Origin of the sequence: Comamonas flocculans, from assembly GCF_007954405.1 — a bacterium.
GTDB classification, from domain to species: domain Bacteria; phylum Pseudomonadota; class Gammaproteobacteria; order Burkholderiales; family Burkholderiaceae_C; genus Comamonas_C; species Comamonas_C flocculans.
Window position 1 is genome coordinate 816,994 of the sequence record NZ_CP042344.1, and the last position, 26,931, is coordinate 843,924.

General features: G+C 64.9%; 30 protein-coding genes, 1 pseudogene and 1 riboswitch. Of the genes and pseudogenes, 6 read left to right on the forward strand and 25 right to left on the reverse strand.

From position 1 onward, the window contains the following. Positions 1–65: 65 nt before the first annotated feature. The 11 genes from FOZ74_RS04040 to FOZ74_RS04090 form a co-directional block, all read right to left on the reverse strand. Entirely contained in the window at positions 66–281 is a 216-nt protein-coding gene (locus FOZ74_RS04040; RefSeq protein ID WP_146911866.1) for an EexN family lipoprotein, read from the reverse strand. Between the two features lie 25 nt (positions 282–306). Further along, a complete protein-coding gene (locus tag FOZ74_RS04045; RefSeq protein WP_146911867.1) occupies positions 307–1,221 on the reverse strand; it encodes a LysR family transcriptional regulator in 915 nt (304 codons plus the stop codon). Positions 1,222–1,224: 3 nt separating this feature from the next. Then, positions 1,225–1,734, reverse strand: coding sequence for a DMT family transporter (locus FOZ74_RS04050; RefSeq protein WP_255437770.1), 510 nt, complete (start codon positions 1,732–1,734; stop codon positions 1,225–1,227). 106 nt (positions 1,735–1,840) lie between these two features. Further along, complete coding sequence (locus tag FOZ74_RS04055) at positions 1,841–2,743, reverse strand: cation diffusion facilitator family transporter (protein WP_146911868.1); 903 nt, start codon at positions 2,741–2,743, stop codon at positions 1,841–1,843. Between the two features lie 79 nt (positions 2,744–2,822). Further along, on the reverse strand, positions 2,823–3,161 hold the full coding sequence (locus FOZ74_RS04060; protein ID WP_146911869.1) for a P-II family nitrogen regulator: 339 nt from the start codon (positions 3,159–3,161) through the stop codon (positions 2,823–2,825). Further along, entirely contained in the window at positions 3,158–6,286 is a 3,129-nt protein-coding gene (locus tag FOZ74_RS04065; RefSeq protein ID WP_146911870.1) for an efflux RND transporter permease subunit, read from the reverse strand. Before FOZ74_RS04065 ends, FOZ74_RS04060 begins: the two co-directional genes overlap by 4 nt. Positions 6,287–6,296: 10 nt before the next feature. After that, positions 6,297–7,475 (reverse strand): efflux RND transporter periplasmic adaptor subunit, encoded by a 1,179-nt coding sequence (locus FOZ74_RS04070; protein WP_146911871.1) that lies wholly within the window; start codon positions 7,473–7,475, stop codon positions 6,297–6,299. Beyond that, complete coding sequence (locus FOZ74_RS04075) at positions 7,475–8,800, reverse strand: TolC family protein (RefSeq protein WP_186764653.1); 1,326 nt, start codon at positions 8,798–8,800, stop codon at positions 7,475–7,477. The genes FOZ74_RS04070 and FOZ74_RS04075 overlap by 1 nt, the downstream gene beginning before the upstream one ends. Positions 8,801–8,990: 190 nt before the next feature. Continuing rightward, positions 8,991–9,353, reverse strand: coding sequence for a hypothetical protein (locus FOZ74_RS04080; protein WP_146911874.1), 363 nt, complete (start codon positions 9,351–9,353; stop codon positions 8,991–8,993). A gap of 111 nt (positions 9,354–9,464) precedes the next feature. Beyond that, entirely contained in the window at positions 9,465–9,728 is a 264-nt protein-coding gene (locus FOZ74_RS16505; protein WP_146911875.1) for a zinc ribbon domain-containing protein, read from the reverse strand. Between the two features lie 2 nt (positions 9,729–9,730). Then, positions 9,731–10,063, reverse strand: coding sequence for a DUF4148 domain-containing protein (locus tag FOZ74_RS04090; protein ID WP_186764654.1), 333 nt, complete (start codon positions 10,061–10,063; stop codon positions 9,731–9,733). 159 nt (positions 10,064–10,222) lie between these two features. Between FOZ74_RS04090 and FOZ74_RS04095 the strand changes: the two genes are divergently transcribed. The 3 genes from FOZ74_RS04095 (at position 10,223) to FOZ74_RS04110 (ending at position 13,850) form a co-directional block, all read left to right on the forward strand. Further along, positions 10,223–10,909: a heavy metal response regulator transcription factor gene (locus FOZ74_RS04095; protein ID WP_146911878.1), complete on the forward strand. Its 687-nt coding sequence runs from the start codon at positions 10,223–10,225 to the stop codon at positions 10,907–10,909. Between the two features lie 32 nt (positions 10,910–10,941). After that, entirely contained in the window at positions 10,942–12,231 is a 1,290-nt protein-coding gene (locus tag FOZ74_RS04100) for a heavy metal sensor histidine kinase (protein WP_255437772.1), read from the forward strand. Positions 12,232–12,337: 106 nt separating this feature from the next. Next, positions 12,338–12,467: riboswitch (yybP-ykoY riboswitch) on the forward strand. Positions 12,468–12,902: 435 nt separating this feature from the next. Continuing rightward, positions 12,903–13,850, forward strand: coding sequence for an IS1595 family transposase (locus FOZ74_RS04110; protein WP_146911882.1), 948 nt, complete (start codon positions 12,903–12,905; stop codon positions 13,848–13,850). An 87-nt stretch (positions 13,851–13,937) separates the two neighbouring features. Here FOZ74_RS04110 and FOZ74_RS16540 read toward each other — a convergent pair. Then, a pseudogene (locus tag FOZ74_RS16540) lies at positions 13,938–14,012 on the reverse strand (hypothetical protein); the annotation flags it as partial. Positions 14,013–14,020: 8 nt separating this feature from the next. Between FOZ74_RS16540 and FOZ74_RS04115 the strand changes: the two are divergent. Continuing rightward, on the forward strand, positions 14,021–14,830 hold the full coding sequence (locus tag FOZ74_RS04115; RefSeq protein WP_349291076.1) for an ATP-binding protein: 810 nt from the start codon (positions 14,021–14,023) through the stop codon (positions 14,828–14,830). A gap of 22 nt (positions 14,831–14,852) precedes the next feature. Here FOZ74_RS04115 and FOZ74_RS04120 read toward each other — a convergent pair whose 3' ends face one another. Genes FOZ74_RS04120 through FOZ74_RS04130 form a run of 3 tightly spaced genes read right to left on the reverse strand, consistent with a single transcriptional unit; the run spans position 14,853 to position 18,096 of the window. Next, complete coding sequence (locus tag FOZ74_RS04120) at positions 14,853–15,545, reverse strand: ZIP family metal transporter (protein WP_146911883.1); 693 nt, start codon at positions 15,543–15,545, stop codon at positions 14,853–14,855. A 3-nt stretch (positions 15,546–15,548) separates the two neighbouring features. Then, positions 15,549–15,842 (reverse strand): double zinc ribbon domain-containing protein, encoded by a 294-nt coding sequence (locus FOZ74_RS04125; RefSeq protein WP_146911884.1) that lies wholly within the window; start codon positions 15,840–15,842, stop codon positions 15,549–15,551. A gap of 22 nt (positions 15,843–15,864) precedes the next feature. Next, positions 15,865–18,096: a heavy metal translocating P-type ATPase gene (locus FOZ74_RS04130; protein WP_146911886.1), complete on the reverse strand. Its 2,232-nt coding sequence runs from the start codon at positions 18,094–18,096 to the stop codon at positions 15,865–15,867. 102 nt (positions 18,097–18,198) lie between these two features. Between FOZ74_RS04130 and cadR the strand changes: the two genes are divergently transcribed. Further along, on the forward strand, positions 18,199–18,654 hold the full coding sequence (gene cadR, locus FOZ74_RS04135; RefSeq protein ID WP_146911887.1) for a Cd(II)/Pb(II)-responsive transcriptional regulator: 456 nt from the start codon (positions 18,199–18,201) through the stop codon (positions 18,652–18,654). Here the strand turns inward: cadR and FOZ74_RS04140 are convergent, their stop codons facing one another. The 10 genes from FOZ74_RS04140 to FOZ74_RS04195 form a co-directional block, all read right to left on the reverse strand. Next, positions 18,655–20,649, reverse strand: a complete 1,995-nt coding sequence (locus FOZ74_RS04140; protein ID WP_146911888.1) for a relaxase/mobilization nuclease domain-containing protein — start codon at positions 20,647–20,649, stop codon at positions 18,655–18,657. A 424-nt stretch (positions 20,650–21,073) separates the two neighbouring features. After that, on the reverse strand, positions 21,074–21,673 hold the full coding sequence (locus FOZ74_RS04150) for a S26 family signal peptidase (protein ID WP_146911891.1): 600 nt from the start codon (positions 21,671–21,673) through the stop codon (positions 21,074–21,076). Beyond that, positions 21,670–22,203, reverse strand: coding sequence for a DUF2840 domain-containing protein (locus FOZ74_RS04155; RefSeq protein ID WP_146911892.1), 534 nt, complete (start codon positions 22,201–22,203; stop codon positions 21,670–21,672). Before FOZ74_RS04155 ends, FOZ74_RS04150 begins: the two co-directional genes overlap by 4 nt. Further along, entirely contained in the window at positions 22,200–22,472 is a 273-nt protein-coding gene (locus FOZ74_RS04160) for a chromosome partitioning protein ParB (protein WP_146914067.1), read from the reverse strand. The genes FOZ74_RS04155 and FOZ74_RS04160 overlap by 4 nt, the downstream gene beginning before the upstream one ends. Then, entirely contained in the window at positions 22,469–23,107 is a 639-nt protein-coding gene (gene parA / locus FOZ74_RS04165; protein WP_146911893.1) for a ParA family partition ATPase, read from the reverse strand. The genes FOZ74_RS04160 and parA overlap by 4 nt, the downstream gene beginning before the upstream one ends. Positions 23,108–23,360: 253 nt before the next feature. Next, positions 23,361–24,218 carry a replication initiator protein A gene (locus FOZ74_RS04175; RefSeq protein WP_146911895.1) on the reverse strand — a complete coding sequence of 286 codons (858 nt, stop codon included), beginning with the start codon at positions 24,216–24,218 and terminating at the stop codon, positions 23,361–23,363. A gap of 26 nt (positions 24,219–24,244) precedes the next feature. Further along, a complete protein-coding gene (locus FOZ74_RS04180; protein WP_033987191.1) occupies positions 24,245–24,526 on the reverse strand; it encodes a helix-turn-helix transcriptional regulator in 282 nt (93 codons plus the stop codon). Between the two features lie 112 nt (positions 24,527–24,638). Then, positions 24,639–25,409 carry a DUF2285 domain-containing protein gene (locus FOZ74_RS04185; protein WP_146911897.1) on the reverse strand — a complete coding sequence of 257 codons (771 nt, stop codon included), beginning with the start codon at positions 25,407–25,409 and terminating at the stop codon, positions 24,639–24,641. Positions 25,410–25,463: 54 nt separating this feature from the next. After that, positions 25,464–25,643: a hypothetical protein gene (locus tag FOZ74_RS04190; protein ID WP_146911899.1), complete on the reverse strand. Its 180-nt coding sequence runs from the start codon at positions 25,641–25,643 to the stop codon at positions 25,464–25,466. A gap of 109 nt (positions 25,644–25,752) precedes the next feature. Beyond that, positions 25,753–26,103: a DUF2958 domain-containing protein gene (locus tag FOZ74_RS04195; RefSeq protein WP_146911900.1), complete on the reverse strand. Its 351-nt coding sequence runs from the start codon at positions 26,101–26,103 to the stop codon at positions 25,753–25,755. Positions 26,104–26,345: 242 nt separating this feature from the next. Between FOZ74_RS04195 and FOZ74_RS04200 the strand changes: the two genes are divergently transcribed. Further along, positions 26,346–26,642, forward strand: a complete 297-nt coding sequence (locus FOZ74_RS04200) for a helix-turn-helix domain-containing protein (RefSeq protein ID WP_016254210.1) — start codon at positions 26,346–26,348, stop codon at positions 26,640–26,642. The last annotated feature ends 289 nt before the right edge of the window (positions 26,643–26,931 follow it).

A 26,931-nucleotide genomic window follows, 5' to 3' on the forward strand; every position in this document is an offset into this window, starting at 1 on the left:
CGTGACGAGGTAACAGCTAGAACTTCATCGCGACGAGGCGTCGGCAATGGGCACTACTTGGACTTCTACTCCGGCCTATCACCGAAGAAGCGCCGCTTGGCGGCTTCGGCTGCACGCAGACAGAGTTCGTCGCCGACCGTCGCGCGATCCTCTTTGCATTGGCGCTGAATTTCCTTGATGCGCTCGGGATTGGCAACGAGCGCATCCACGGTTTCCGAAGGTTGGGATGGACCACAGGCCGTCAGCGTAGCGGCCGTTATCAGCAGCATCAATTTGTTCATGGTTCTTGTCCCTTCATCGGGTCGGTCAAGAACATCTGGTGATGCTCAGATCATTTTCCGAGTCAATGAAGGCCACTCTTTCGATAAAGCGATCCAGCATCTCTGGAAGCTCAGCATCGCGACGCAGCAGGTAAGTCGTTAGCATCGGCGGTTTGCCCGCCAAAGGTCGGGCCACCACACCTGATTCCCGGCTGGAAGCGATGTGCGCTGTTCCCGCCAAGCCCAAGGCCAAGCCGGCGGACACCAAGGTCATCATGAGATCAAAGGTCGCAACATGCTGAACAATCAGCGGTTCCAGCTCGTACTTGCGCAGGATGCGATCGATCTGGCGCGCATGGCCTTCGCACACCGCTGGATCACCCAGCACCAGTGGATAGTGCAGCACTTCCTCCATCGGAACCCGCTTGAAGGCGAGTACAGGATGGCGCGCCGGTACGGCGACCATCAATTCGTCTTCCCAGGCAGGTGTGACCAGGATTCCATCGCCCACGCCATCGGCCATCGAAAAGCCAGCGTCGTACAGATCGTCATGCAGCCCCTTTATCTGCTGAGCCAGCGGCACCTCGAACAGCCGCACTTCGACCTCGGGGTCTTCTTCACGACACTGCGCAAGTAGCGAGGGCAAGCGTGATGGCGTGATGCCGTCGGACAAGGCGATGCGCAATTGCCCGTGATAGCCGTTGGTAGCCGACTTGACGCTATCGCGCGCTTGCTCCAGTGCTGCAAAGACTCGCGGAACGTGTTCCAGGAGCAGTCGGCCCGCACGGGTCAGTTGCGTGCTGCGCGTTGTCCGAACGAACAGGCGTGTGCCAAGCTCCTCCTCCAATTCTTTGATGGTGCGAGACAGTGGTGACTGGTCGACGTGCAGCCGCTCGGCCGCACGGGCAAAGTGGAGTTCTTCAGCCACGGCCAGGAAGCAACGGAGATGGCGCAATTCCATGAGTCAATCCTCCCTGAAAATCGATTGTCGGAATGGCAAAGTCATTATTCGAACAATGACTTCGAACCCGACCTCGCCCTCGAATTGAGTGCCGTGCCCCACTGCATCGCGCTGTGGCCGGGCGCTGAAAGACGCGCCTGCTCCTATCGCACCCGCGTGTTCAAGGGTGATCCGGCCAGCGTGCAGGCGCTGCCCGGCAGCGACTCGGGTCTCATCCTGCGCGTGCGCCGTGGACAGAGGGTACGCATCGGTTATGCGACGATTGGCGTTTTCCTTGAACACCAGCCAGGCTAGGGCGGCAGTCAGGACAGCCTCGAGATTGAGCAGCAGCGAGGTGTCGGACGCGCTGGCGTGCACCGGCCCGAACATCAGCGTGACCGGCACCAGGACGCCGCCGAACAAGATCGCCCCCAGCAGCCAAGGCCACTCGCCGCGCGCAACGCCCGAGCCTGTCCAACCCCGATCTCGCACGAGGTGGACCGCCACCAGGCCGATGCCGGTGCCCAGGTACAACAAGCCACCCAGGGCGAGATCTGGCCCACCAGCAGCTTGACCAGCGAATGCTGGCGCCGAACACCGAACAGGGCCGCCGCCAGCAGGGCGTGAATGACACTGAGGTTCATGGCTGAACAACATCACGTACCCCATCCCCACACGCCACGGCTTCCACCTGCAAAGTGGTGTGCTCGATATCGAACTGCTGGCGCAGCAACGTGGCCAACTCGCCGCGCAAGGCCTCGGGGTCGGCGCGGGTCGGGTCGGCGACTACGTGCGCGGTCAACACCGCTTGTGTCGACCCCAATGCCCAGACGTGCAATTCATGGACTTCGCCTACGCCCGGAAACGCCACGATGGCTTGTCGAACCGCGTCCATATTCACGCCCTCGGGAACGCCTTGCATCAGCACGTTGGCCGCCTGGCGCAGCAGCGTCCAGGCCCGCGGCAGCACAAACAGACCAATCAAGGCGGCAATGATGGGGTCGGCCACAGCCCAACCGGTGAGCCAAATCACCACGGCGGCGACAATGACTCCGACGGAACCGAGCATGTCGCCCCAAACCTCCAGGTAGGCGCCTTTGATGTTCAGACTCTCGCCGCTGCCGGCCTTGAGCAGGCGCATGGCAATGAGGTTGACCACCAGCCCCAGCACCGCAATCACCAGCATGCCGGTCGAGGCAACGGCCGGTGGCGCGCGCAGGCGGGCTGCCGCCTCCCACAGGATGTAGGCAGCCACCAGAAAAAGCAAGCCGCCATTGATGAAGGCCCCCAGCGCCTCCATACGCGCGTAGCCGTAGCTGCGCCGGGCATCGGGCGGACGCCGGCTCAGGCGCACCGCCGCCAGCGAGACCCCCAGCGCCAACGCGTCCGTGGCCATGTGCGCGGCATCGGAAAGCAGAGCCAGGCTGTTGGTCAGCAGCCCTCCGACCACCTCGGCGATCAGAAACAGGCAAGTCAAGCCCAAGGCGGCCCACAGCGGCCGCTCGAAGCGGATGTCCCCCGCGTGGCTGTGTCCTTCACTCATGCGTTTTCCTCCGCGTCCGACCCGTTGCCGCCGCGCCGGGGCGTGCCTGCTCCGCCCTCTGGCGGACACGGCTCCATCGTCAGGTAATTGGCAGCGCCTGCTGCACTGCCATGACACAAATCCACCCCGCATTGGTCTGGCCGGTGCGTCCCACGCGGCGGATGATCTCCACTAACTCGCTCACGTGATCGTCGGCGCACAGCAATTCGAGTTTGCATTCGTTGACGATCTCATCGCCCAGCTCGATCGAACTGACGGCTTCCACGTTGTCGATGGGCGCGAGAAAACCCTTGACGACATAGATGGCCAGATTGGGCGGCGGTTCGCCGGCCGCTGGCGCCCAGATCGTGGATGCCCTGAGCGCGGCAATGACGTCGGCAATGCGATTGGCATGCACGTAGGCTTTGACTTCTTTCATGATGGCTCTCCTTCGCGGGTGGGCTGGCTGGGCTGCTGTGCACGGCGCTGCGCACGCGCCTCAGCCCATTCATACATGAGCGGCAGCAGCAGCAAGGTGAGCAGCGTGGATGTGATCAGCCCGCCCACCACCACCGTAGCCAGCGGCCGCTGCGTCTCGGCGCCAACGCCGGAAGACAGCAACATCGGCACCAACCCGAGGATGGCCACCGAGGCCGTCATCAGCACCGGGCGCAGGCGCAGCGCGGCACCCTGCGTTACCACTTGACGCAACGGCAGCCCCTGACGTCGCAGGTCGTTGAGAAACGAGACGAGCACGATGCCATTGAGCATGGCCACTCCAAACACCGCAATGAACCCGATAGCCGAAGGCACCGACAGATACTGCCCGGTCACGAACAGGCCCACGATCCCGCCGATCATGGCGAACGGCACGTTGGCGATGATTAGCGTGGCATGGCGCACCGAATTGAACGCGGTATAGAGCAGGATGAAGATCAGCCCTATGGTTAGCGGCACGATCAGCCCCAGCCGTGCCATGGCACGTTGTTGATTCTCGAAAGCGCCACCCCACTCGACCCAGTAGCCGGTGGGCAGCTTGACGGCTTCGCGCATCCTGGCGTCGGCCTCCTTCACGAAACCATCGACGTCGCGGCCGGTCACGTCCATCTGCAACACGGCGTAGCGCTGCAGGGCTTCGCGGCGCACGAAGGAATAGCCTTCGTCGAGCTCGATCTTCGCCACCTGCGAGAACGGGATGAGCGCCCCCTCGGCGGTTCGGATCGGAATGGCCGCGATGGCGCCTGGATCGGCCCGCCAAGCGTCCGCCAGACGAACCACGATGTCGAAGCGTCGCCGGCCGTCGATCAAGGTGGAGACCGATGTGCCGCCGATGCCGGACTGGACGACCGCCAACACCTCGTCGGCATTGATGCCATGGCGCGCCGCGGCCGCGCGGTCCACCTTGATCACCAGTTGTGGCTTGCCCTTGTTGGCCTCGGCCGACAGGTCGGCCACGCCAGGCACTGTCTTGAGCACGCCCTGGATCTGGCCGGTCAGGCGGTCGAGCGTCTCCAGATCATCGCCGTAGAGTTTGAGCGCAAGCGTGGCACGCACGCCCGAGATCAGCTCTTCCACCCGCATCTGGATGGGCTGGGTCGCGCCGAACACCGCCGTGGGCACGGCCTGCTCCAGCGCCTCCTGCATCTCGCGCCCAAGCGCGGCGTAGGACTTGCGCTCGGGCCAATCCTGCTGGGGTTTGAGATCGAGCAAGATTTCCATGTAGTTCACGTCGGCCGTCTCGCCACGTTCGGCGCGCCCGATGGTGGACAGAACCGATTTGACTTGAGGAAACTGCTTGCGCAAAGTAGCATCGACCTCGTTGGAGACACGGATCGATTCCTCCAACGAGGTCGACGGAATTCCCGTCGCACGAAACATCAGCGAGCCCTCCTGCAGCGTCGGCATGAACTCTTTGCCCAGCAGCGGAAACAGCGCCAGCGCCGCCACGAGCGCCACCACGGCTCCGCCAATCACCGCCTTCTTGCGATCCAGCGCCCATGCCAGCAACGGCTGGTAGATGCGCTTGGCGCCGCGCACGAGGAAGGTGTCACGCTCTTCCTTGGGCTTGAGGATCAGGGCCGCCAGCACCGGCACCAAGGTGAGCGACAGCAGCAGCGACCCGGCCATGGCGAAGCTGATGGTCAGCGCCATGGGCTTGAACATCTTGCCCTCCAGGCCCGTGAGAGAGAACAGCGGCAGGAACACCACGATGATGATCAGGATCGCAAAGGCGATCGGGTTGACCACCTCGCGCGCGGCTTGCAGGATCAGTGCGGTCTTGTTCACCGGCTGTCCCGACTCGCGTGCGTGGGCCAGGAGGCGGAAGGCGTTTTCCACCATCACCACCGCTCCGTCCACCATCATCCCGGTACCGATCGCCAGGCCCGCCAACGACATCAGGTTGGCCGACAGGCCGAACTGCTGCATCAGGATGAAGGCAATCAGCATGGCCAGTGGCAGCGTCACGATGACGACGATGGCCGAGCGGATTTCGCCCAAAAACAGAAACAGCACGATCGCCACCAGAATCGAGCCCTCCACCAACGCGCTCTCCGCAGTGCTGAGCGCCTTGGCAACCAGTTCCGTGCGGTCGTAGATGGGTTTGAGCGTCACGCCGCTGGGCAGTGCCGCCTGCGCAATGGCGAGTTTCGTCTTGACGTTGTCCACCACCTCCTTGGCGTTTTCGTGGATGCGAGCGAGAGCCACCCCCAGTACCGTCTCGCGTCCATCCTTGGTGACCGCGCCAAAGCGCAGACCGCCCGCTTCCACCACCTGTGCCACGTCACGCACATAGACCGGCGCGCCGCCGCGCTCAGCCACCACGATAGCGCCGATGTCGGTCGTATTCGCGACCAAACCCAGCCCGCGTACGAGATATTGCTCGGAACCCACGTTGATGTACTGGCCGCCGACCTGTTTGTTGTTGGCCGCGAGTCGTTCCATCACATCCTTGAACGACAGCCCGTACTTGATCAGCCGCTGCGGATCGATGCGCACCTGGTACTGCTTTTCCTCGCCGCCCCAGGACATCACATCGTCCACGCCGGGGGCGGTGCGCAGAATCAGGCGCACCGTCCAGTCGTGCAGCGTGCGCAAGTCCATCGCCGACAACTTCTGGTCGGCCGACTCGATTGTGTACCAGAACACCTGCCCGAGGCCCGAACTGTTGGGCCCGAGCACCGGCTCGCCATAGCCCGGCGGCAAGCGGTCCTTGGCTTCCTGCAACTTCTCACCCACCAGGCGGCGGGCGAAATAGATATCGACGTTGTCCTTGAAGTAGACGCCCACATAGGACAGGCCGAACAGCGACACCGATCGCACTTCCTCGACGCCCGGCAAACCGGCCATCGCGCCCTCGATCGGCGTGGTCAGCAGTTTCTCGACGTCCTCGGCCGCGAGGCCGGCCGACTCGGTGTAGATGTTGACCTGGGTCGGCGTCACGTCCGGAAACGCGTCCACCGGCACCTGCTGAAAGGCGCGCACTCCAAGGCCGATGATCACCATGAAGGCCACCAGCACCAGCACTTTGTAGCGCAGCGAGGTATTGACAATGGCATTAAGCATGGGGCGGTCCTCAATGGCTGTCGCTGATCTGCGACTTGAGTTGGCGCGCCTTGAGCGCGTACGTGCCCGCCATGACCACACGCTCGCCCGCTTGCACGCCCGACTTGATCACGGTGCGACCGCCCTGTTTGTCTCCGGTCTCCACCGCGCGCGCGTAGTAGCCCCCATCAACCTGGACATAGACGGTCGGCTGCCCTTGCATCAGGACGACAGCGGCGTCCGGCACGCTGAGGACCTGCCCCTGGACGGCGCCGGTGTCAATGGCGGCGGTGGCGAACATCTCGAGCTTCAAGCGAGTGTCGGCGTTGTCCACCTCGATGCGTGCCGGCACCGTGCGGGTGTTTGAGTCCAGCACGCTGGCAATGTAAGTCACGCGGCCGGCAAAGCGCGTGCCTGGATAGGCGTCGACCGATACGCTGGCCGGCGCGCCCACCTGGACGCGGCCTAGCAGGTCCTCTGACAAATTGGCCTCGATCCACACCTTGGACAGATCGGCCACGGTGAAGACCGCCTCGCTCGGCGTAACCAGTTCCCCGGCCGCTCCCTTGCGCTCAATCACCGTGCCGGCAATGGGTGCGCGCAACGTGAAATCGGCCTCGCCGCCGTTGGCACCCAGCAAGCGCAGCTTGTCGCGCGTGGCGCGCAGCTCGGCATTGGCTTTGTCCAGCTCCGAGCGAGCGCGCAACAAATCCTTCTGGGGGATGATTTCATCGGCTGCCAGACCTTGGGCGCGGTCGAAGTCGGCCTGCGTCACACGCTGCGCCGCCTGGGCCTGGCGCAAGGCGCTTTGCGCTTCACCCAGCGCAACGGAATCCAGGGTGGCCAACACCTGTCCGGCGCGCACCGTCTCACCCAAACGACCGCTGACCTCCAACAGGCGCCCTTCCACGCGGGGCGCGACGCGGGCAAAGCGATCCTGGTTCGGTTTGATAGTGGCCGTTACGGTCACAACAGAACGAAGTGGTTGGGGCTCCAGCGTCCGCACCTGCAGGCCAGCACGCTCGGCCTCCTGTGGCGACAACTTCAGTTCGGGACCTTCGGCATGCTCGGTCTCGGCGGCGCTGACCACTTGGCTGGATCCGGCCTCGGTCGCTGATTTGCCGCCGCCACAGGCCGTTGCCAGCAGCGCTGCGGCCAGTACCGCGCAAACAGCCGGTACCCGACGGAACAGGGTGAGTGAATGGATCATCAAAAAACTCCTCGTGGTTCGCCGCTCCAGCCGGCGGCGGCTTCCAGCGACAAGCGGGTGGTGTGGTAGTCGAGCTGGGCATCGACGAGATCGCGCCGCGCATCGATCGATTGCCGGTTGGCCACGATCAGTTCCAGCAGGCCGATCTGGCCGGCCTTGAGCGACTTGCCGCTCAATTGCTCGTTGACTGACAGCGTCGGGATCACGCTCTGCTGCAGCCGCTCGACGCGTTGGCGCAGGCTTTGCAGCCGCAGCCACAGGGCATGTACCGCGGCCGGCGCGTCGCGCTCCGCGGCTTCACGCTCGAGTTCGGCCTGGGTTGTTTCCGTGAAGGCAGTGCCGATGCTCGCCTGGTTCTGATTGAAAAGCGGCAGCGGCAGCGACAGAGTCAAGCGCGTCACGCGCTCGCGCGAACCGGGCGGCCCTTCGCGGCCCACGCTGAGTCCAAGCGTCACATCCGGATAGCGGGCGGCTTCGGCCAGCTTCAGCTTGGCCTGCGCGCTGCGCTGGCGCAAGGCCAAGGCTTGCAGACGGGGCTGGGAGCGCGCGCGTTCCATCAGATCGCCTTCTGCATATTCAAGGGGATCCAAACCCAAGTCCCCCGAGACTTGTGGAAGCTGCTCCGGCGGCAGTTGCAGGGGCACGGCCAAGGCGCTGCGGGCCTCGATGAGCTGCTCGCGCACTTGGGCCAACTGGTTGCTTGCACGCTCGGCCTCGACCCGCGCCACATTGGCGTCCAGCCGGGTATCCTCACCCGCCGCCCGGCGGCGCTCGACGGCGCGCGCGGTCTCATCGAACAGGCGCGCAGCCAAGGCCTCCAATTCGACGCGCTGCTGCAGTGCCAGCACGCGATAAAAGCGCTGGGCGACGTCGGCACGCTGCTGCTGGCGCGTGTCGTCGATCTCCAGGCGCAGCGCATCGAGTGCGGCCTGCGCACCTTCCCGGCGATAGCCGGGCTGGCCCGCCACCTCGAAAGACTGCGACACGCCAAGACCCGTTTCGCGATAGCGTTCGTTGCCCATTCCCGCCTGCTGCACGCTGCGCGCGGCGGCGTCCAGCGACAGTTGGGGGTTATTGAACAGCAAGGCGCTGGCCTCCACGCTCACCCCCTCGGCGGCAGCCCTCTGCGCTTGCTTGGCCCGAAGTACCGGGTTGCCCCGCTCGGCCCGAACAATGGCATCGCGCAGGGTCAAGCTGGCGATGTGGCTGGGAGTGCCCTCGGTGGTGATGGCCTCCGCGGCGTCGGTCAGGGATGCTGACGGCGGATTGGCGGCCGGCGCGCTCCATGCCGCGCCGAGCGGCAGCCCCACCAGAAGCCAGCCCACGGTGAGTTGTCTGGCATTGGCCAGCCAATGTGATCGAGTAGAGGTTCGAAAAATATGCATCCGGTTGATCTCCGTTGAACACGAGGAAAAACCGGCTAGGCACGGGCCATCAGGGCGGCATGACAGCCGCCCATTCCAGTATCGATACTAGAGTTCGTCTGGGACGAAAAGACCGCTCGCGCCTCGCCGGTCAGGCGAGGCCGAGCCACTTCGGGCGCTCGAGCAGCGCCGGCGGCGGCTCGGGAATCGTGCTCGTGACGTCAGCGGGTCGCTGCGACACCCGCGGCTGAGCGATGCTGCACGGCAGGACCACCTCTGCGACACCGAACGATCCATGACAGCTCAGGCAATCCAGATCGCCGGCCAAAGGCTGAGTGTCGGAGGATTGATCTGAGACCGACGCCGACGGCCCCGATTGCCGGTGCTCATGCGCGTGGTGGCCAACATGCGCGGTGACCGCACTGCGCTCGTGCTGGCAATACGACACCGCAGCAGCATGAATGGCCTGCAACGGCATCAGCAACAACAGAAGGATCGAAATCGCGCGCAGCATGGGAGGCAGGATTTTAGATGGATCAGGTGACAGTTCGCTTGCAATCTATTGGAAATTCACCGTTGGCATCAACACTCAATCCGAGTCGGCTCATCAGCGAATTCGGTGGCTTCAGTTCGTTCCGCCCACCGGTTTGCCACATCCGGCACAAAAGCGGGCACCGGGTGACAGCGGTGCCGCGCACTGGGTGCACGCGGCCGGTGCCAGCGGAGCTCCGCACCGCTGACAGAACCGGGCCGTCATGGTGTTTTCCGCTCCACAGCTCGCGCAGCGCATCGCCGGGTCGCCGTCACTGCCGGCGTAACCGTGATGACCAGTGCGTCCGTGGCGTCCACCGGAGTGGTGGCCCATGAACCACTTGTCAAGCAAGCCCATGCTCAATTGAGATATTGCATCTGGCGCGCTTCCCTCGCCCGGGTGGACTCGGCGCCCATGTCCTCGATCACCTGCTGGCGAGTCAAGGGTTTAGCCGAACTTTTGGCTGGCGCGGAGAATCCACCCACTCGCAGGATTCCTAAGGTTCCATCAGCGCTGGCAGCACGGACGTCGGCCATCACCTCAGCGCGTGTCTTCGTGGAGTTCCAGTGTTCCGGTGTGAACTGGACTGCGTCACCGCTACCGGTATCGTGCCAGATCGAACTGGCTTGCGACAACGCGGGAACAGCCAGAAGACCAGCGATGATGACCAAGGTAGAAAATTGGCGGGTCATGACAAAAATCCCTTTCAAATTGAATATGCGAACTTGCTGCAAAGCCGCGATGCATGCCGCGAGGCATGGATGCAACTTTAGAACCCGCCTGCGAACACAAGTGCGTCCGCCGCATGACAGTTTTGTCATTCAGGCCTGCCCCCTGACGAGGTACGATGAATGAAGCTGCTGATCGTGGAGGATGAAGTCAAGCTCGCCGATTACCTGAGCAAAGGCTTGTCCGAGGAAGGCTACGTCGTGGACGCTGTCCACAACGGGGTAGACGGACTGCACTCGGCTATGGAAGGTCAGTACGACCTGATCGTGCTCGATGGCATGCTGCCGGGCATCGACGGCATGGCAGTACTGGCTGCGCTACGCCAGTCTCGGCAAACCCCGGTGCTGATGCTGACGGCGCGTGTTCGAGTCGAAGATCGCGTGCGTGGCCTGAAGGCCGGAGCGGACGACTACCTGGTCAAACCCTTCGCGTTCTCCGAGCTGGTGGCGCGCATCGAAACGCTGCTCAAGCGGGCCGGGGCGTCAAGGCCGCTCGACGGCGGCGTGCTGCTGTCCGTCGCTGACCTGCGGGTGGACCTGGCACGGCGGCGCGCGACCCGCGCCGGCCAGCGGCTGGACCTGTCGGCCAAGGAGTTCCAGCTTCTGGCGCTGTTGATGCGGCGTTCGGGACAGGTGCTGTCGCGCACGGAGATTGCCGAGCAGGTCTGGGATGTCAACTTTGACCACGGCACCAATATCATCGATGTGGCCGTGCGCCGCCTGCGCGGCAAGATCGATGCCCCGTTCGACCAGCCCCTGCTGCACACCGTGCGCGGCATGGGCTACGTGCTGGAGCCGCGCCCGCTGTGAGGTTTGCGCGCTTGTCGTCGCTTGGGGGCCGCTTGTCCATATGGCTGGCCTTGCAGAGCCTGGCGGGGCTGACCGCGGTTTGCGCGGCGGTCTACATTGCGACCCTGTTGGGTTTTGAAACTCAGCAAGTCAGCACGCTGCAGGAAAAGGAAGCGCAGGTACGCCACATCCTGTCAGAAGCCTCGATCGCCGCAGACCCGGACGCGCTGCGTCACGCGCTCGACGACGTGCTGGTCGGGCATCGAGATCTTTCACTGACGTTGCAACGCGCCGACGGCGCGCTGCTGTACGGACGGCCGGTGACCACCGCGACCGGCACAACATCGACGCGTCTGCGCGTTTTTACTGCGGACCTGACCGGCGCCCCAAAGGGTGTTCTGACCGCTGAACTTGCATTGAACACGCTCAGTGACCGCATTCTGCTTCGCCGCATCGGTGTCACACTGGCACTGGCCGCGTTGATCGGCGCCGCGCTGGTGTCTGCAGGCGGTTATGTGCTGGTGCGCCGCGGGCTGAGGCCGATGCGCGAGCTGGTAGAACAGACACGACGTCTGACCGCGGATACCTTGCACAGACGATTCGACGGTTCCGCGCAACCCGACGAACTTGAGCCACTGGTCGCGCAGTTTAATGATCTACTGGCACGACTCCAGCGTGCCTACGAGCAATCGGAGGCCTTCAACGCCGATGTCGCGCACGAACTCAACACGCCACTGTCCAATTTGATCACTGGCACGGAACTGGCACTGCGCAGAATTCGAAGCGAGCAGGAGCTACGCGATCTCCTCGGCGAGAATTTGGAGGAGTTGCAACGGATGTCCAGCATCGTCCAGGACATGCTGTTCTTGTCGCGGGCCGACTGCGGGGCGCTGGCACGGCGTACACCGGTGCCCAGTCTTGCCGCACTTGTCGGAAAAATTGCCGAGTACCACGAAACCATCTTCGCCGAGCGTGATTTACGGTTATCCATCGACGGCGATGCCCAAGGGGAGTTTGACCAGCCGTTGATCGAGCGAGCTGTCTCGAACCTTCTGTCCAACGCCGCTCAGTACGCCGAGCACGGTTCGCTGGTCCGAGTGGAAATCGCGGAACGAAACGACCGGGTCAACTTGCAAGTGACCAACCAGGGCACACCGATTGCGCGTGAACAGCTACCGCGTCTGTTCGATCGCTTTTACAGAATAGATGACTCTCGTGCTGGCGCCACGCGCCATCATGGTCTGGGCTTGGCCATCGTGGCGGCCATCGCGCGTATGCATGATGGATCGGCGACGGCGCACTCGAATGACGATCAAATTATGGTCACAGTTGATTTGGGGTGATCGGCTGATGGCGGTGTGGTCGAGCCGTCGGAGCAACGCCCGGAACAGAACGCGAACCAAAAACCACCGGTCGGCGACCATGCGCGCGCCGCAGCACTGCTACACTCGCGCCGTCATTGGGGAGTAGCCGCTCTTCACATCGAAGAGGCTTGCGTCAACACGCGTGGCCCGCAGGCCATGGCGCAAGCGGTTGTCGGCGCAGCTGACCTCTTGGACCGGATCAAGGCCTGCAATTTTTTTAGGTACGCGACTTCGGCGCGCAGTCGTTCATTCTCTTCTCGCAGGGTTCGCGCCGCATCAGGTGCGACCATGTTTGGCGGCACTTCACGGCTTCGTTCTGGCTCCATCTTGGGGCGCTCTTCCTTCTGGATCTCAAGAGTCTGCAAGCGGCCTTGATCGAGACTGCGTCGCCAGACCACGACTTGGTTGGAGTTGCGGATGTCATAGAGCGCCGCGACCTGGCGACTCGAAAGCTGCTCCCGATCCTGATGGGCCAGCACCTGCAGTTTGAACTGCGCACTGTACGCGCTGCGCTTGGGGAGCAACCCGTCGATGCCATGCAGGCGGTAATGGGGCTCTTTTCGCGAATGCTAGTGACAGGTACTTTTCCTGCGTCTCCTAGCCCCCATCTTGGAGACATAGCGCGAGCGCGCCCGCTTCAGGAGAACGTGATGAGACAACAGCAAATGACTCGCTTGATCAACAGCTTGCTCGCGCTCACGCACCCGCAGCGCCAGCAACTGGCGGCCGCCCTTGGACTGCTGAGCGCGCGCAGCCAGGTGAGCGGCGTCATCGAAGCGAGCGCCGGCGAGCACCCCGGATGCCCGCACTGCCACAGCACGGCAGTCGTCAAGAACGGCTCGGCCAACGCCCTGCAGCGCTTCAAGTGCCGCCAGTGCAAGCGCACCTTCAACGCCTTGAGCGGCACGCCCCTGGCGCGGCTGCACCTGCGTGACAAATGGATGGCGCACGCTGCCGCTTTGGACGAGGGCCTGCCGCTGGCTCAGGTGGCCCGGCGTCTGGGCATAGCCCAAAGCACCGCCTTTCGCTGGCGCCACCGCTTTCTGGCCTGCCCCAAGGGCGTGCAGGCGCGCCAGCTGCGCGGCATTGCCGAGGCCGATGAGTCCTATTTCCGCATTTCGTGCAAGGGCCAAAGAGGCTTGCTGCGCAAAGCGCGAGCGCGTGGCGACAAGGCACTGGCGGGCGCCAGGAGCTGGGAATACACGCCCGTGCTGATGGCGCGCGACCGCGCGGGTGCGACGGCCAATGTCATCCTGGACTCCCACAAGGCAGCCAGCGTGCAGGCGGCACTCGCGCCCATACTGCCCCCTGACACGGTCTTGTGCACCGATGGCAGCGTCACCCTGGCCAGTGCTGCGCGCGCCCTGGGTGTCGAGCACCAGGGCGTCAACGTCAGTGGAGGCATACGCGTCAGAGGCCCCTGGCATGTGCAAAACGTCAACGCCTTTGTCAGCCGCCTGCGCGGGTGGATGCGCCGCTTCAAGGGCGTGGCTACCAAGTACCTCGATTCGTATCTGGGATGGTTTCGCATGCTCGACCGCTTTGCGCCCACGGGGCCGCAGCCCGCTGCGCTGCTTGCGCTGGCCATCGGCAGATGAGTGCATCATCAGTATTCGCGAAAAGAGCCGGTAATGGTTCACCCACGTGCGGATCTTCTCCTCGGGCACCGACCACCGCCGAGCCAACAGTTTGGCGCCGCCTTCGCCTGCCAAGAAGCTCTGGACGATTTCCAGCTTGAACTCTGTTGTGTACTTCTTCATGAGACCCCTTGAAGTTCGTCCAACTTCTGGGGGTCAGTTCATTCCCGGGGCGGTTCACACAGCCCGACGAGTTGGCGCCATTGGTGGCCCATGTCAACGAGCTTCTGAAGCGCCTGCAAAAGGCATACGAACAACTGGAGGCGTTCAATGCCGATGTTGCTCACGAACTATTCACGCCATTGGCAACCCTGATGGGAGGCACTGAGATCGCTTTGCGTAAGGCACGCGATGTCGACTCGCTTCGGGATGTACTGGGCTCGCAACTCGAAGACCTCCAGCGCATGTCGATGATCGTGCAGGACATGCTCTTTCTGTCGCAGGCCGACCGCGGTGCCACGGCTCGCCGCGAATACATTGCCAGCTTGGCCGATGTCGCGACCGCAGTGGCGGATCTGCACGAGGCGACCATCGAGGAGGCTGGCCTTCAGTTGCGTGTCGACGGCGACGCCACGTGCATGGCCGACATACGCCTATTGCAGCGTGGACTGTCCAATCTGATCGACAATGCGACCCGGCATGCTCGCCCACACAGCACAGTAGTCGTAGAGATCAATCGACTGGGTGACGAGGTGTCCTTGCGAGTGGTCAATCAAGGTCACAGCATTCCGGCAGAGCATCTGCCCTATCTGTTCAACCGCTTCTACCGAGTGGATGTAGCGCGGCCGGACGCCGTTCGCAACCATGGACTGGGCTTGGCCATCGTGGCCGCCATCGCCCGCATGCACGGAGGGCGGACTATGGTCGATTCGAGCGCTGGCGTCACGTCCATCGGGCTCGCAGTGTCCGATCTACCACACGCAATAGCTACACCTGCGTGAGTATCACCAACAGGCGCTTCCATTAACCAATAGCTTCCTCCAGCAATAGCAAGGCCAGAAAGCCGGCAAAGAACATCGCCGTTACCCAGGGGCGATCCGGCGTCTCGTGCGCTTCAATCAACAGTTCTTCGGTCACGAGGTAGAGCAGCGCAATCAGACCAAACGCGAAGAAGCCGGTCAGGACGGGGCTGGGTAAAAACGCCACCGGCGCTCCGAGCAAAGCCCCGATCGGCAGCAAGAACACGAGCGCGGTCGTTATCCCAACGATCTTGGCACGAGAGCGAACGCTCTCACCGAGTTTCGTCGCCACCGTCAGGCCAAGGAACAGCACCTCGATGGTCAGAGCGATGGTGAGCAGCAGGCCGACCTTCGGGCCAGCCGCAAACCCGATGCCGAGCACCAGGCCATCAATCAGAATGTCGATGCCGATCGCCGTCAAAAGACCGGTCGGCCCTTTTGCCCACGCTTCCAACTGCTTCACCAGCAGCATGGTGGCGACGCCGACTGTACCGCCGATCAACGTTGCCCAGGGCGAGCCCCGGTGCATGATGTCGGGCAGGACTTCGCCGGCTGCCGCCGCGAACACGACGCCAGCGGCAAAGTGTTGAATCGCGCTGACCAGCGTTGGCCCTGGGCGCACGCTCACCGCGATCGCAGCGCCGATGATGGCGGCCACTGCTGGGATCAAGGTGTACACCCAGGCCGAGATCACCATGATTCAGATCACCGCATTGCCACACTGAGCACAGAATTTCGCACCGGTCTGAACGACGCTACCGCACTTCGCGCACGATGCCGGCACCAGCGATGCTGCGCACTGGCTGCAAAAACGAGAACCCTGCGGATTGATCGCTTTGCATTGCGGGCACGGAATGCCGCTGCTCGAAGGCGCTGGATTGCGTCCCCAGTCGTGACCGCTCGGACTGCCGCCGTAGCCGTGGCTATTTCCATGCCCGTGGGAACTGCCATGCCCACCGCCATGTCCGCCAAAAATTCGATCCAGGATTCCCATTTTCAATACTCCAGACTTCGGTCTATTTGCCCGCCCGCTTCCCGAGCAGTCGCAACCCGTTGAACACCACCAGCAAACTCGCCCCCATGTCAGCGAACACGGCCATCCACATGGAGGCATCGTCGAAGATGGCCAGCAGCAGGAACACCAGCTTGATGCCCAGCGCGAGCGCGATGTTCTGCCACAGCACGGCGTGGGTGCGCTTGGACAGCCGGATCGTTTCGGGCAGGCGGCGCAGGTCATCGTTCATGACCACCACGTCGGCGGCCTCCATCGCTGTGTGGGTACCCGCACCGCCCATCGCGAAGCCGATGTCGGCCTGGGCCAGTGCGGGGGCATCGTTGATGCCGTCACCCGTCATCGCCGTGGCGCCTAGGCGTTGCTGAAGCTCGCCGATGGCGCGCAGTTTGTCTTCGGGCAGAAGGTTGCCGCGCACCTCGGAAATGCCCGCCTGCTTTCCGACGGTTTGTGCCGTCGCCACGTTATCCCCCGTTAGCATCACCGGCGTCACGCCCAGCGCCTTCAGGTCGGCCACGGCCTGCGCGGACGAGGGTTTGATGGTGTCGGCCACCGCGCAGATCGCCATGACCCGTTCGCTGCTGGCCAGCAGCGTGACGGTGCGGCCCGCTTGTTCATGTATCGCAAGGCGGGCTTCGAGTTCAGCCGAACATTGCCCGCGCTCTTCGATCCAGCGGTGATTGGCCAGCACGTAAGGCTGACCTTCCATCACCCCCTGCACGCCACGACCGGCAACCGCCTGAAACTCGCCGACCTCTTGAACGGCCCTTGATACGCCGTCCGCGATGGCTTTGGACACCGGGTGATCCGAGCGCGACGCAAGGCTTTTGGCCAGCCCTTCCAGAACCTGCGGGTCAACACGAGTGTCCACTGCCTCGAAGGCCACTAGCCTGGGCTTGCCTTCGGTGATGGTGCCAGTCTTGTCCAGTGCCACGGCTTTGATTTTGCGTGCGTCCTCCAGATAAGCGCCGCCTTTGATCAAAATGCCTCGCCGCGCCGCCGCCGCCAGCCCGCTGACGACGGTGACGGGCGTGGAAATCACCAGGGCGCAGGGACAGGCGATAACCAGCAGCACCAGAGCCTTGTAGGCGGCCTGCATCCAGGTCAGCCCCATGAACCACGGCATCAGGAGGGCGACAGCGACTGCCAGGATGAACACTGCAGGCGTGTAGATTGCTGCAAAGCGATCCACGAAGCGCTGGGTGGGCGCACGGGAAGACTGAGCCTGCTCAACCGCATGGATGATGCGCGCCAGCGTGCTGTCGGAAGCTGGGGCCGTGACGCGGATTTCCAGCGCTCCAGACTGGTTGATGGTGCCGGCAAAGGCCTCATCGCCGGGCACCTTGTCCACCGGCAAGCTTTCGCCGGTCACGGGAGACTGGTCGATGGCGCTCTGGCCCAGTGTCACGATGCCGTCCAGCGGAACGCGCTCACCGGGACGGATGCGCACGGTCGCATCCACGGCGACCACTTTGACACCGATGCGCTCCCAACTGCCATCCAATTGACGCACTTCCGCTTGCTCGGGTGCGAGTGCCAGCAGACTCTTGATGGCGCCGCGCGCACGATCGACGGCGCGCGACTCAATGGCTTCCGCGATGGCATACAGGGCCATCACCATCGCCGCTTCAGGCCACTGACCGATCAGAAAAGCGCCGGTCACGGCCACGGTCATCAGGGCATTGATGTTCAAGCGCCCCTGCCGCAACGCAGCCAGCCCCTTGCCATAGACAGAAAAGCCCGACAGCGCGATGGCCGCTGCGGCCAGCGCCATCCCTAGTACCTTGATCGGCTGGCTGTCTGGAAAGGCGAATGCTAGGCCTTCAGCCGCCACGGCCAATCCCAAGGCACCCAACGACTTGCCCCAGGTCATCCAGAAACCCGTTGGTGAGGCAGCAGCGGCAACGGCAGCGGACGGGTCTGTATCGAGAGGCTCCGGCTTGAAGCCTGCCTTGCGGATTGCTTCCAAGGCTAGAGGCAGCGAATGATCATCGGCCACAATAGCCAGTTCTCGATCCCCCAAGTTGAATTGCAGGCCATGAATCCCTTCCATGCCCTCCAGCACCCGGCGGATTTCCGATTCTTCCGAAGCGCAGTCCATGTTCGCTATGCGAAAGCGCTGCGGTTCGACAGGCGTCGCCCCAGATGCTGCTGGCTGAAACATTGCGGGCGCTGCTGCACAGTCACTCCCGCAGCAGGCAGCGTCGGCGTGTTGGTGTGGGTGGGCAGAATTCATGAAAACTTCCTTGTCAGGTGGATTGGAAACCCTATACCCGCTACAGAGTCAAGAACCTACAATAAAGCCTGTGAAGAAAACGCCATCGCTCAAGGTGAAGCTATGAAAATCGGCGAGTTGGCCAAGGCTGCGCACACGCAGGTAGAAACGATCCGGTACTACGAGCGTGAAGGCTTGTTGCCCGAAACAGCCCGGACAGACGGCAACTACCGGATGTACGCCAGCGAACACGTTGACCGGTTGTCATTCATTCGGCACTGCCGAGGGTTGGACATGACACTGGACGAGATCCGGGTGTTGCTGCGCTTCAAGGATTCGCCGCACGAGAACTGCGAGCAGGTGAACGACCTGCTCGACGAACACATCGGTCATGTGGCTGCCCGCATCAAGGAGTTGAGAGCGCTGGAGCGGCAGCTCAAGACCTTGCGGGAAAGCTGCCGTGAATCCAGGCAGGCTAGCCAATGCGGCATCCTGACCGAGTTGTCCTCGGCATCCCGCCATGTACATGAGCTGGCAACGCGCAGGGGTCATGTTCATGGGGCGCACAGTCTCAAGTAGCTATCCCAAAGAAACCCCACGCTGCCGCCCGATTTCCCACGACACCCCGCCACTGCGCACCGTGGCGGCAAGCTGCTGGCCCAGCCGCTGCTCGATCACCGGTTTCCACGGCACCAGCGAGAAACCCATGCCGTCATCGAGCATTGCGTAGCGCCCGCTGGCGAGCATGACGCTGCGCCGGTAGATGCCCGCCACGCGCTGCCCGTCGGCCACGAGCCGGTGCTCCAGACCCGTTTCGGTGGCAATGTCCTTCGCGGCCTGGGCCAGCTCCCGGTTGCGCAGCGTGCCCAGCAGGTTGCGCGCCAGGATCACGCGCTGTCCGCGCCGCTCGGCCAACCCCTGCTCTGCCAGGAAGTCGGCGCGCTGCTGCATCGCCTGCTTGGCCTCCGCACCAAAGCCCAGGTCGCCCAGGCCCGAGCCGCCGCCGATCAACTGCTGGTCCAGCCAAGTGGCGCCGATCACGCGCGCCTGCCGCTCGATAGGCAGGTGCGATTTCAGCTCCACGGCCACGCCGCCCAGGCGCTGCGCGTCGTAGCGGCGGCCCTGCTCGGGCAGGTCGCCCGGCACCTTCCATAGCCCTTCGGCCACGCGCTCCACGATGGCCGCGCGGCGCAGGGCTTCCAGACGGCGGACATGGGCGGCCACGACCTCCTGCGGGTCGCGTCCGGGGACGGCCTGGCCCTGCGCGATGGCGAGGTGGTGGTCGGTGCGGTACAGGCCATCGCTCGCCAGCGCGGCGATGTTCCTGTCGGCAGCGCGCACGTCGGCCGATCCCTTCACCTCCACCACGGCCCCGGCCGGATAGTTCGCCAGCTCGTCGCGGGCGTTGAGCGCGACGTAGTGCGCCTTGCCGTCCACGCCGTCGATGACCAGATAGCCGCGGTCGCGCAGCTCGTCGGCCAGTCCTTTCGCGGCCACGCGCCCGAGGATGGTTCGGCCATCGTCGCCAGGCTCGAACACCGCCAGCTCGCGCGGCTCGCCGCGCATGGCCCGCTGCATGGTGCGGATGATGTCGCCACGCTCGCCCAAGGCGCGCAGGGTCTTCTCCGCATCGGCATGGACGGCCCAGGTGCCCGGCTGCGTCTCGTCGGCCAGGCCCAGGCGCTGCAAGCGTTGCAGGCGGCCGATCAGCAGCAGGCGCTGGCGTTGCAGCCGGGGTTCGTTGAGGTGTTCCACATGCACAAGGCCATCGTCGCCGGCCTCGCGCTGCAAGGTGCGATCCAGGCTCGTCCACCGCTCTTGCTCCACCTCGCGCTGCAAGGTCTGCTGAATCTCCAGTTCGGTGCGCGGCCCCAGCCACTCCGTCGCCAGTTCGGCGGCGCGATGGCGGAAGCCGTGGGCGATGTAGTCGCCCGCGATGATGAGGTCTTTGCCGGTGTCGTCGCGCCCGCGCACGATCAGGTGGGTGTGCGGGTTGTCGGTATTCCAGTGATCGACCGCCACCCAATCCAGCCGTATGCCCAGGTCGGCTTCCATGCGGTTCACCAGATGCCGGGTGTAGGTGCGCAGGTCGTCCAGCTCGCCCCCGTCTTCCGGGGAAACGATGAAGCGGAAATGGTGGCGGTCATCGGTGCAGCGTTCCTTGAAGGCGTCCAGGTCGGCTTCGTCGGCCTGTGGCCCGTAGGCCCGGCCCGGTTCGCCATCGCGGCCCGCGCCGTCGCGCTCAACATAGCGCAGATGCTTGGCGAGCGATTGCGGGCTGGCCCGCTGGTGATTGACCAGCAGCGTCTTGATGGTCATGCGCCGCGACATGGGCGTCAGCTTCGCGCCCGCGAAACGCGCCACCGTGTGGCCGCGCCCGAGGCGCGAGCCGGGGCGCTGGCCGGTGCCTCGCGCCGATGCTGGGCGGCGCACCGTGGACTTGCCGCTGCTGGCCTTGCCTGCCTGCTTGAGCACCTTGGAAACGAAGCTCTGTCCCTGGCCCTTGCCCCGGTTCTTCGGGGCCTTTGGAGGGTTCGGGCGCACCCGGAAATCGTCGTCGCGGCGGTCGCTCATGGCTGCGCTCCCTGAAAGCTGCGGCGTGTCCTGTAGTGCGAAGCACGCGGACATGCCTGCAATGGCGCGGGCCTCGCGCCACACGCGGCACGGCGGCGAAGCCGCGCCGTGCTGCGCCATCCCCACGTGCAGACTGGCTTTCGACGCGGGCCGGTGCCGCGTCCTTTTGTCTTGCCTTCCGCCTTTGCCCCTCGCTGGCGCTCCGGGCAGCGGCGGCCCGGCGGCGCTGCTGCGCAAGCAGCCAGCGCGCCGGCGAACGCGGCGACGGCCATAGGCCGGGCGCGTTCGAGGCAAGACGCCTGCACATGGGAAGGCAGCGCAACGTGCGGCGCGGATGCGCTCGCACTGCACGCGCGCCGACACGCGAAACGCCACCGGATCGACACGCCTGATAGCACGATGACGCGCAGCGAATCGGCGGCGATCATGGGCGCTTCTCCAGCCAGACCGGGTGCGCGACGCCGATCACGGCGGATGCGCGCACCGGCCCGAAGTACCGGCCATCGAACGACGCCGGATTGGTCACGCTCAACAGGAACAGCTCGCCCGATTCGAGGCGGCGGCAAAGCGGCAAGGACGGCAGTGCCCGACCCAGCCGGTCGGCGGGCAGCACGGCGGCCACCGGCACGCCGTCGATGCGTACCTGACCGGCGACGATGCAAACGTGTTGCGGCGCGACCGCGCCCACACGTTTGAGCAGTGGCACGCGCACCGGCAGGTAGCCGCGCTGCGCAGCGAGCGCGGCGGCCGTGGCCGGTAGCGGCACCAGCACGATGCTGTCCACGGACAACGGACGTGGCAGCGAGGCGGTGCGCGGGTCGAATGGGTCGATGCGATACCAGCCGACTGCCACGCTGTCGGACGGGTTGTAGGTCAGGCGCGGCAGCGGCGACACGAAAGCCGCCCAGGCCAGCGCAGCGAGGCCGAGAGCGGCCAGTGTCGCCACGACGATGCGAGCGCGCAGGCGTGAGCGATGACGCGGCGCGGCGCCCGTAGTGCTGGCTGTGCTGGTCGAAGCGGTCATGACAGCACCTTCCCGGCGAGCCAGGCGGCGTGCCGCTCGGCGGTGTATTCGGGCAGCGGCAGGCGCGCGGCGAGCCGGTTGGCGAGCGTGCGCCAGTACGCGGGTGAAGCGTCAGCGGGCGCGATGCAGAGCGCTTCGATACTGTCGATGCGTTCCAGCACGGCGCGCACGGCTCTTTCACCTTCGGCGCGCAGCAGCAGGCGCGCGCCCGGCTGCACGCCGGGGATGCGCTGCGCCGCGTCCAGCGGTGTGCAGGCTTGCATCACCATGAGCTGCCAGCGGATCGTGCCGTAGTCGTTGGCCTGCCAGCGGATGCGGCAGAACATCGCGTTCGGCAGAAACACCGCCACGCGCCGCCAGCGGTCGAGCCGGACGATGCGCGCCGGTTCGCCGAAGCGCAGATACAGGTCGATGCGCTGCTCGATGTAGGCGAGCGAAACGCGGGTCAATGGCGCGGCGCTGCCCAGACCGGCGCGCACCGCGAACGATGGCGGCGGCGCAGCCGTGGTCGCCGAGAGTTGCGCATTCATGGGGTCTTCTCCGGGAACTCGCGTTCCAGCAGCGCGCGCAACAGGTCGGCCACGGTCACGCCTTGCGTGAACGCCGACACCTTGATGAGGGCGCGCATCGCGGGCGTGATGTCGAGGGTCAGGCGGGCCGTGTAGAGGTCGCCTCTGTTGAGTGCATCGGCGTCGCCTTGCCGAATCCACGCCTCGGCGTGTGGATTCGCGGGCGGACGTGTGCCGATGCCGACGCGCTTGCCCGTGCGTTTGTGGTTGGGTGGCTGCTTCTCTGTCATGTCGGCCACCGCAGCAGTTCGTCCATCAGGGCGGTGATTTCGCGGGCGGCGGCGCTGTCGGGTGCCGTCTCGCGTGCAAGTCGGCCAGCGGCCACGCTGTCGGCGAATACGATGCGCTGATGCACTTCCGAGCGCAGCGCAGGAAGGGGCTGTTCGGCCAGCGATTGCCGTGCCTCGCGGCCGATGATGGTGGTGCTGACGCGCCGGTTGATGACGAAGGCCGCGCGCAGCGCAGGCCGGAACACCTGCGCCTCGCGGATCAGCGCCACCATCTCGGCGCTGGCCCACACGTCATAGGGGCTGGGTTGCACCGGGATCAGCACGCGCTCGGCCGCCAGCAGCGCGGAGCGCGCCAGGGCGGCGATGCGCGGTGGCCCGTCGATGACGACGTGATCGGCCCGCCTGGCGAGTTCTGGCGCTTCCTGGTGCAGCGTTTCGCGTGCAAGGCCCACGGCGCTGAACAACCGTGGCAAGCCCTGCTGGCTGCGGCGCTGCGTCCAGTCCAGCGATGAACCCTGCGGATCGGCATCAAGCAGGATCACCTGTTGACCGCGCAGGGCGAGTTCACCGGCGATGTGCGTGGCGAGTGTGGTCTTGCCTACGCCGCCTTTCTGGTTGAGCAGCGCGACGATCATGGCCTGGCCCTCCCTGCTGGAAAGCCTGGCTGTTGCTGCTGCGTTTCGTGCCGCGTGGCGGTTGTCCACCGCAGCGGCGTTTCCCTACTACAAGTTAGAGAATTTAAGTTAGGGAAGTTAGAGGGCGCGCAAACCCAGTGCTGGTGCGGGTTTGCGGCCGATTGGCACGCCTGATAGCACGATAGTCCCACGCCTGATAGCACGATACCCCGCACGCCTGATAGCACGACACGATTCACAGGCTCTCCCGGAGTTATCCCCGTGCCGTATGCGGCACGGGCCGGAAGGTCAGCAGCTCGGCGCCGCTGTCCGGCATCCGCTCGATGCCCAGGACGTAACCGGGCAGCGACTGCCGCGCGACGAGCGCGCGCAAGTCGCAGGCGAAGTCGTAGGGCTTGGCGGTGCTGCCGGATTTCCGATACAGGTGTCGGAAATCGAACTGCCAGCCGTGTTGCTGCCGCCCGCCGTGCTTGCGCACCAGCCGGTACAACCATCGCTCGATGCCGCCGGTCAGCCGGAAATACGCCGGGTCGATGGTCAGCACCAGGGCGGCATCCATCACCCCCGCATAGAACCAGTCGGGCAGGATCAGCTCGATACCCAGCGGCACGCCTCGGGCATCGGCCAGCTCGCGCCATTCGTTCACCCATGAGAAGCGGTGCAGGCGGCGTCCGGTCGTCTCGCGGATGGACGTGGCCACCGTGGTCGATTGCAGGCGATCCAAGGCCGCCTTGAGGCGCTGGTAGTCGCGCAGCGACGTGCCGCGGCCGATGTAGCGCAGGATCTCGTAGGGCGTGGCCTGCATCAGCCGCGACGGCCGCAGGCCCGCGTCGCGGGCTTCCACGATCTGCGAGGCTGCCCATATCAACACGTCCGCATCCCAAATCGTGGCGATGCCGTGCTCGGCAGTGCCCTCCACGCGGATCGTGACGTTGCCCGCCCGGAAGTCGATCGGCGCAACGCGCCGCGACTTCGCCAGCGAGAAGAACGGAAAGGCCATCAAGTCCTGGCTGTCGCGCGGCGCCATGTCGCCCGGCAACGCGCGGAACAGGTCGAGCTGTTCGCGCTCCTGCGAGGGCCGCTGCCGGGATGGCAACGCGGGGCTGGACATGGCGATGGCTGGCCGCACGCTGCCGGTCAGCGCGCACGGCTATCGGCCGAGTGCTGCTCGGCGTACTCGGGATCGGAAGTCGTCTCGAAACTGCGGTCGGCAGCCCAGGCGTCGAGGTCGGCCACGGCGTACATGACGCGACGGCCGAACTTCCGAAAGCGCGGGCCGCCGCCGATCACGCGCTGCTTTTCCAGCGTGCGCGGCGACAGGCGCAGGTACTCGGCGGCTTCGTCGTTGGTGAGATAACGCTGCGGCTGCGCGGCAGCGGTCGAGACAGTGGCGGCAGGCCGTAAAGGAGCGGGTCGCATGGGATGAACCTCCATCAAGCCCGGCCACACCACGCGGCCGGATGAAGGCACTTTCAAGAAATTCAGGCTTCCTGCTAAGGGACGAATTGCAGGAGCTGCAAAACGTCCCCCCTTACTGCGCTGCAACTGGCGGAAGCTGCGCCAGGCTGCGATAACCGCCGCGCATCAACGCCTCGCCACGCCGCACCAGCCGGCGCACGCGGGCGCGCAAGGCACCGTCCTTGTGCCAGTCGCCCGCGACGGCATCGGCACCGAACAGCCCTTCGGCCACTTCGCGCAAGGACGCGCCCGCCAGGGTCGCGTCGAGCGCCTGCAAGGTGTGCAGCTCCAGCAGTGCGGCAGGCGTGGGCCGCGAACGGGCCGCCGCCGCAGGCGCGGCAACCGTGGCGGCGGCCAGGGCGTCGAGTTCCGCCGCAAGCGTGCGATAGCGCGCGCAGGGCGTGGCGCAAGCGCGAGTGGCGTAGACGTAGGCCACGCCGTCCTCCAGGCCCGTCGCGAGCGCGAGCCGCAGGCAGCAGCCGGGCCAATGCGACACCAGCACCAGGCGCTTGCCATCGTGGATCAGTTGCTTGCGGCCGGGAACGCGCCAGAACTCGAAGGTATGGGCTTCGGGTGGCGGGTCGGCGTCGGGATAGAGCTGCACCACGGCATCGTGGTCAGGGAACCAGGCTGGATGCGCGTCGCGCGCATCCAGGGCCGGGTCTTCCATCAGGCGCAGGCTCCAAGCCTGCGCCGCGTCCGGCCGGCGGCGACGGCGCAGCCAGTCGCGGCGGTAGTCGGGATTCCTGCGCAGGTATTCCCAGGCCAGCGCGGGGTCGTCGAGGTGCAGGACGTAAAGATAGGCGGCTGTCGGATACCAGTGGTCGGCGCTGCGATCGGTCATGGCGAAAGCTCCCTGTGCTTGGGATGCGTCGCCACGATTTCCGCGATGCGGGAGCTATCGAAACGCCATCAGGTCATCATCAAAAGCGGTTAAGCTGTAACTGTCGGTGTCAAGACCGTTTGGCGCTGGCGTGTTGGGAAAATCGTCTGAATGCGACGGCTGCGCCACCCGGAAATGGTGCGCGGCACCGGATACCGTGCCGCAGCCCGCGCCAAAGATCAGGACTGTTTGCATCAGACGGGCATCGCTTCGGTGCATCAATGCCGATTCAGACCTACCCGGTCTTGACCAAGACTGAAATAGTCACAGTGCGCCCCGACTGGCCGGGCCGCGCTGGCGTTCATCAGTCCGTGATCGCGTCGTTCTCCTGCGCCAGCCGGACGTACTCCGACAGTGGGCGCACCGCCTGGAAATACCGATCCCGCTGCACCGGCAGTTTGCGCGGCCCGACGATGTCGGCCAGGTCGGACAGCCTGACCGTTCCCAGCGAGGGCATGCCGATGCCGAGGTCGATTAGGCCGTAGGCCGTATCGCCATCGGCGGGGTCGAGCGACACCAGCAGCCAGGTCACATGCGCGTCGGGGGTGAACAGGCGCACCACCGGCAGCGGGTCGAGGCGCTGGCCAGCGGCGAGCGCCGCGCCGTGGGCCAGCAGCCGGGCGCGTTCATCAGTGGTGACAAGCGGCAGGGTCATGGGCAGAACTCCCACGGAACCGAGGATGCGTGTGGAAACACGGATGCACAAGCCATCGCATCCGTAGAAGAACGGAAGCGCAGAAGCGCAATTGCAGGAAGCCGGAAAGACACGGATGCGATTCCCCGGTTCTGTGGAAATCCGTAAATGCAGATTTCCGTAAAAGCACGGAACAGCGATTTTTGGGAACTGAGTTAAAGATAACGTGGTTTTAATTGTCCTGCGATTTGACGCTTCTGTCCATGCAGAAGCGATCCGTCCAACCTGGCCGCCCGGCCGGTGCCACCACCTTCGATGCCGAACTGGCGCAAGCCTTCGGCGCGGCGGTGCGCGCGCTACGGACGGAACGGGGGATCGCGCAGGAATCGCTGGCGCACCTGGCCGGCATCGAGCGTTCGCACATGGGCAAGGTCGAGCGCGGCGAACACATGCCCACGCTGGCGCTTATCTTCAAGATCGCTGGCGCGCTCGAATGCAGCACGGCGGTGCTGATGAGCGAGGCTGAAAGCCAGCTCGCAGCAGCAGCGGCCCAGCCGTAGGCGCAGGCCCGGCCGATCCGGCGCAGCCGGTTCGGCGGTATCAAGGGGTGCCAAGCATTGCGCGGCGGGGATAGCCCGCAGGGCTTTCCCCTGGAGGCAAGCGCCAGCGCGCAGCGCCGCAGGCGCGAAGGCGTGAGGGATTGAAGCCGAATGGCCGTGACGCCATTGGCGGCATGGGGCGCAGCCCGAAAGCCCGGCGGCGCATCGCGCCGACACGCCATGCCCTGACTGCAACGGTAAACATCGCTGCACCCAATGGAAACGCAACCCCATACGGGCCACTGCCTGC

Excerpts from the sequence above, each read along its gene's own strand:
- FOZ74_RS04110 (WP_146911882.1), top strand. The coding sequence starts at position 12,903 with ATGAGACAACAGCAAATGACTCGCTTGATCAACAGCTTGCTCGCGCTC.
- FOZ74_RS04090 (WP_186764654.1), bottom strand. The coding sequence starts at position 10,063 with ATGACCCGCCAATTTTCTACCTTGGTCATCATCGCTGGTCTTCTGGCT.
- FOZ74_RS04130 (WP_146911886.1), bottom strand. The coding sequence starts at position 18,096 with ATGAATTCTGCCCACCCACACCAACACGCCGACGCTGCCTGCTGCGGG.
- FOZ74_RS04150 (WP_146911891.1), bottom strand. The coding sequence starts at position 21,673 with ATGACCGCTTCGACCAGCACAGCCAGCACTACGGGCGCCGCGCCGCGT.
- FOZ74_RS04065 (WP_146911870.1), bottom strand. The coding sequence starts at position 6,286 with ATGCTTAATGCCATTGTCAATACCTCGCTGCGCTACAAAGTGCTGGTG.
- FOZ74_RS04120 (WP_146911883.1), bottom strand. The coding sequence starts at position 15,545 with ATGGTGATCTCGGCCTGGGTGTACACCTTGATCCCAGCAGTGGCCGCC.
- FOZ74_RS04200 (WP_016254210.1), top strand. The coding sequence starts at position 26,346 with ATGCAGAAGCGATCCGTCCAACCTGGCCGCCCGGCCGGTGCCACCACC.
- FOZ74_RS04160 (WP_146914067.1), bottom strand. The coding sequence starts at position 22,472 with ATGACAGAGAAGCAGCCACCCAACCACAAACGCACGGGCAAGCGCGTC.
- FOZ74_RS04045 (WP_146911867.1), bottom strand. The coding sequence starts at position 1,221 with ATGGAATTGCGCCATCTCCGTTGCTTCCTGGCCGTGGCTGAAGAACTC.
- FOZ74_RS04125 (WP_146911884.1), bottom strand. The coding sequence starts at position 15,842 with ATGGGAATCCTGGATCGAATTTTTGGCGGACATGGCGGTGGGCATGGC.
- parA (WP_146911893.1), bottom strand. The coding sequence starts at position 23,107 with ATGATCGTCGCGCTGCTCAACCAGAAAGGCGGCGTAGGCAAGACCACA.
- FOZ74_RS04175 (WP_146911895.1), bottom strand. The coding sequence starts at position 24,218 with ATGTCCAGCCCCGCGTTGCCATCCCGGCAGCGGCCCTCGCAGGAGCGC.
- FOZ74_RS04140 (WP_146911888.1), bottom strand. The coding sequence starts at position 20,649 with ATGAGCGACCGCCGCGACGACGATTTCCGGGTGCGCCCGAACCCTCCA.
- cadR (WP_146911887.1), top strand. The coding sequence starts at position 18,199 with ATGAAAATCGGCGAGTTGGCCAAGGCTGCGCACACGCAGGTAGAAACG.
- FOZ74_RS04060 (WP_146911869.1), bottom strand. The coding sequence starts at position 3,161 with ATGAAAGAAGTCAAAGCCTACGTGCATGCCAATCGCATTGCCGACGTC.
- FOZ74_RS16505 (WP_146911875.1), bottom strand. The coding sequence starts at position 9,728 with ATGGGCTTGCTTGACAAGTGGTTCATGGGCCACCACTCCGGTGGACGC.
- FOZ74_RS04080 (WP_146911874.1), bottom strand. The coding sequence starts at position 9,353 with ATGCTGCGCGCGATTTCGATCCTTCTGTTGTTGCTGATGCCGTTGCAG.
- FOZ74_RS04190 (WP_146911899.1), bottom strand. The coding sequence starts at position 25,643 with ATGCAAACAGTCCTGATCTTTGGCGCGGGCTGCGGCACGGTATCCGGT.
- FOZ74_RS04095 (WP_146911878.1), top strand. The coding sequence starts at position 10,223 with ATGAAGCTGCTGATCGTGGAGGATGAAGTCAAGCTCGCCGATTACCTG.
- FOZ74_RS04070 (WP_146911871.1), bottom strand. The coding sequence starts at position 7,475 with ATGATCCATTCACTCACCCTGTTCCGTCGGGTACCGGCTGTTTGCGCG.
- FOZ74_RS04180 (WP_033987191.1), bottom strand. The coding sequence starts at position 24,526 with ATGCGACCCGCTCCTTTACGGCCTGCCGCCACTGTCTCGACCGCTGCC.
- FOZ74_RS04195 (WP_146911900.1), bottom strand. The coding sequence starts at position 26,103 with ATGACCCTGCCGCTTGTCACCACTGATGAACGCGCCCGGCTGCTGGCC.
- FOZ74_RS04155 (WP_146911892.1), bottom strand. The coding sequence starts at position 22,203 with ATGAATGCGCAACTCTCGGCGACCACGGCTGCGCCGCCGCCATCGTTC.
- FOZ74_RS04185 (WP_146911897.1), bottom strand. The coding sequence starts at position 25,409 with ATGACCGATCGCAGCGCCGACCACTGGTATCCGACAGCCGCCTATCTT.
- FOZ74_RS04040 (WP_146911866.1), bottom strand. The coding sequence starts at position 281 with ATGAACAAATTGATGCTGCTGATAACGGCCGCTACGCTGACGGCCTGT.
- FOZ74_RS04055 (WP_146911868.1), bottom strand. The coding sequence starts at position 2,743 with ATGAGTGAAGGACACAGCCACGCGGGGGACATCCGCTTCGAGCGGCCG.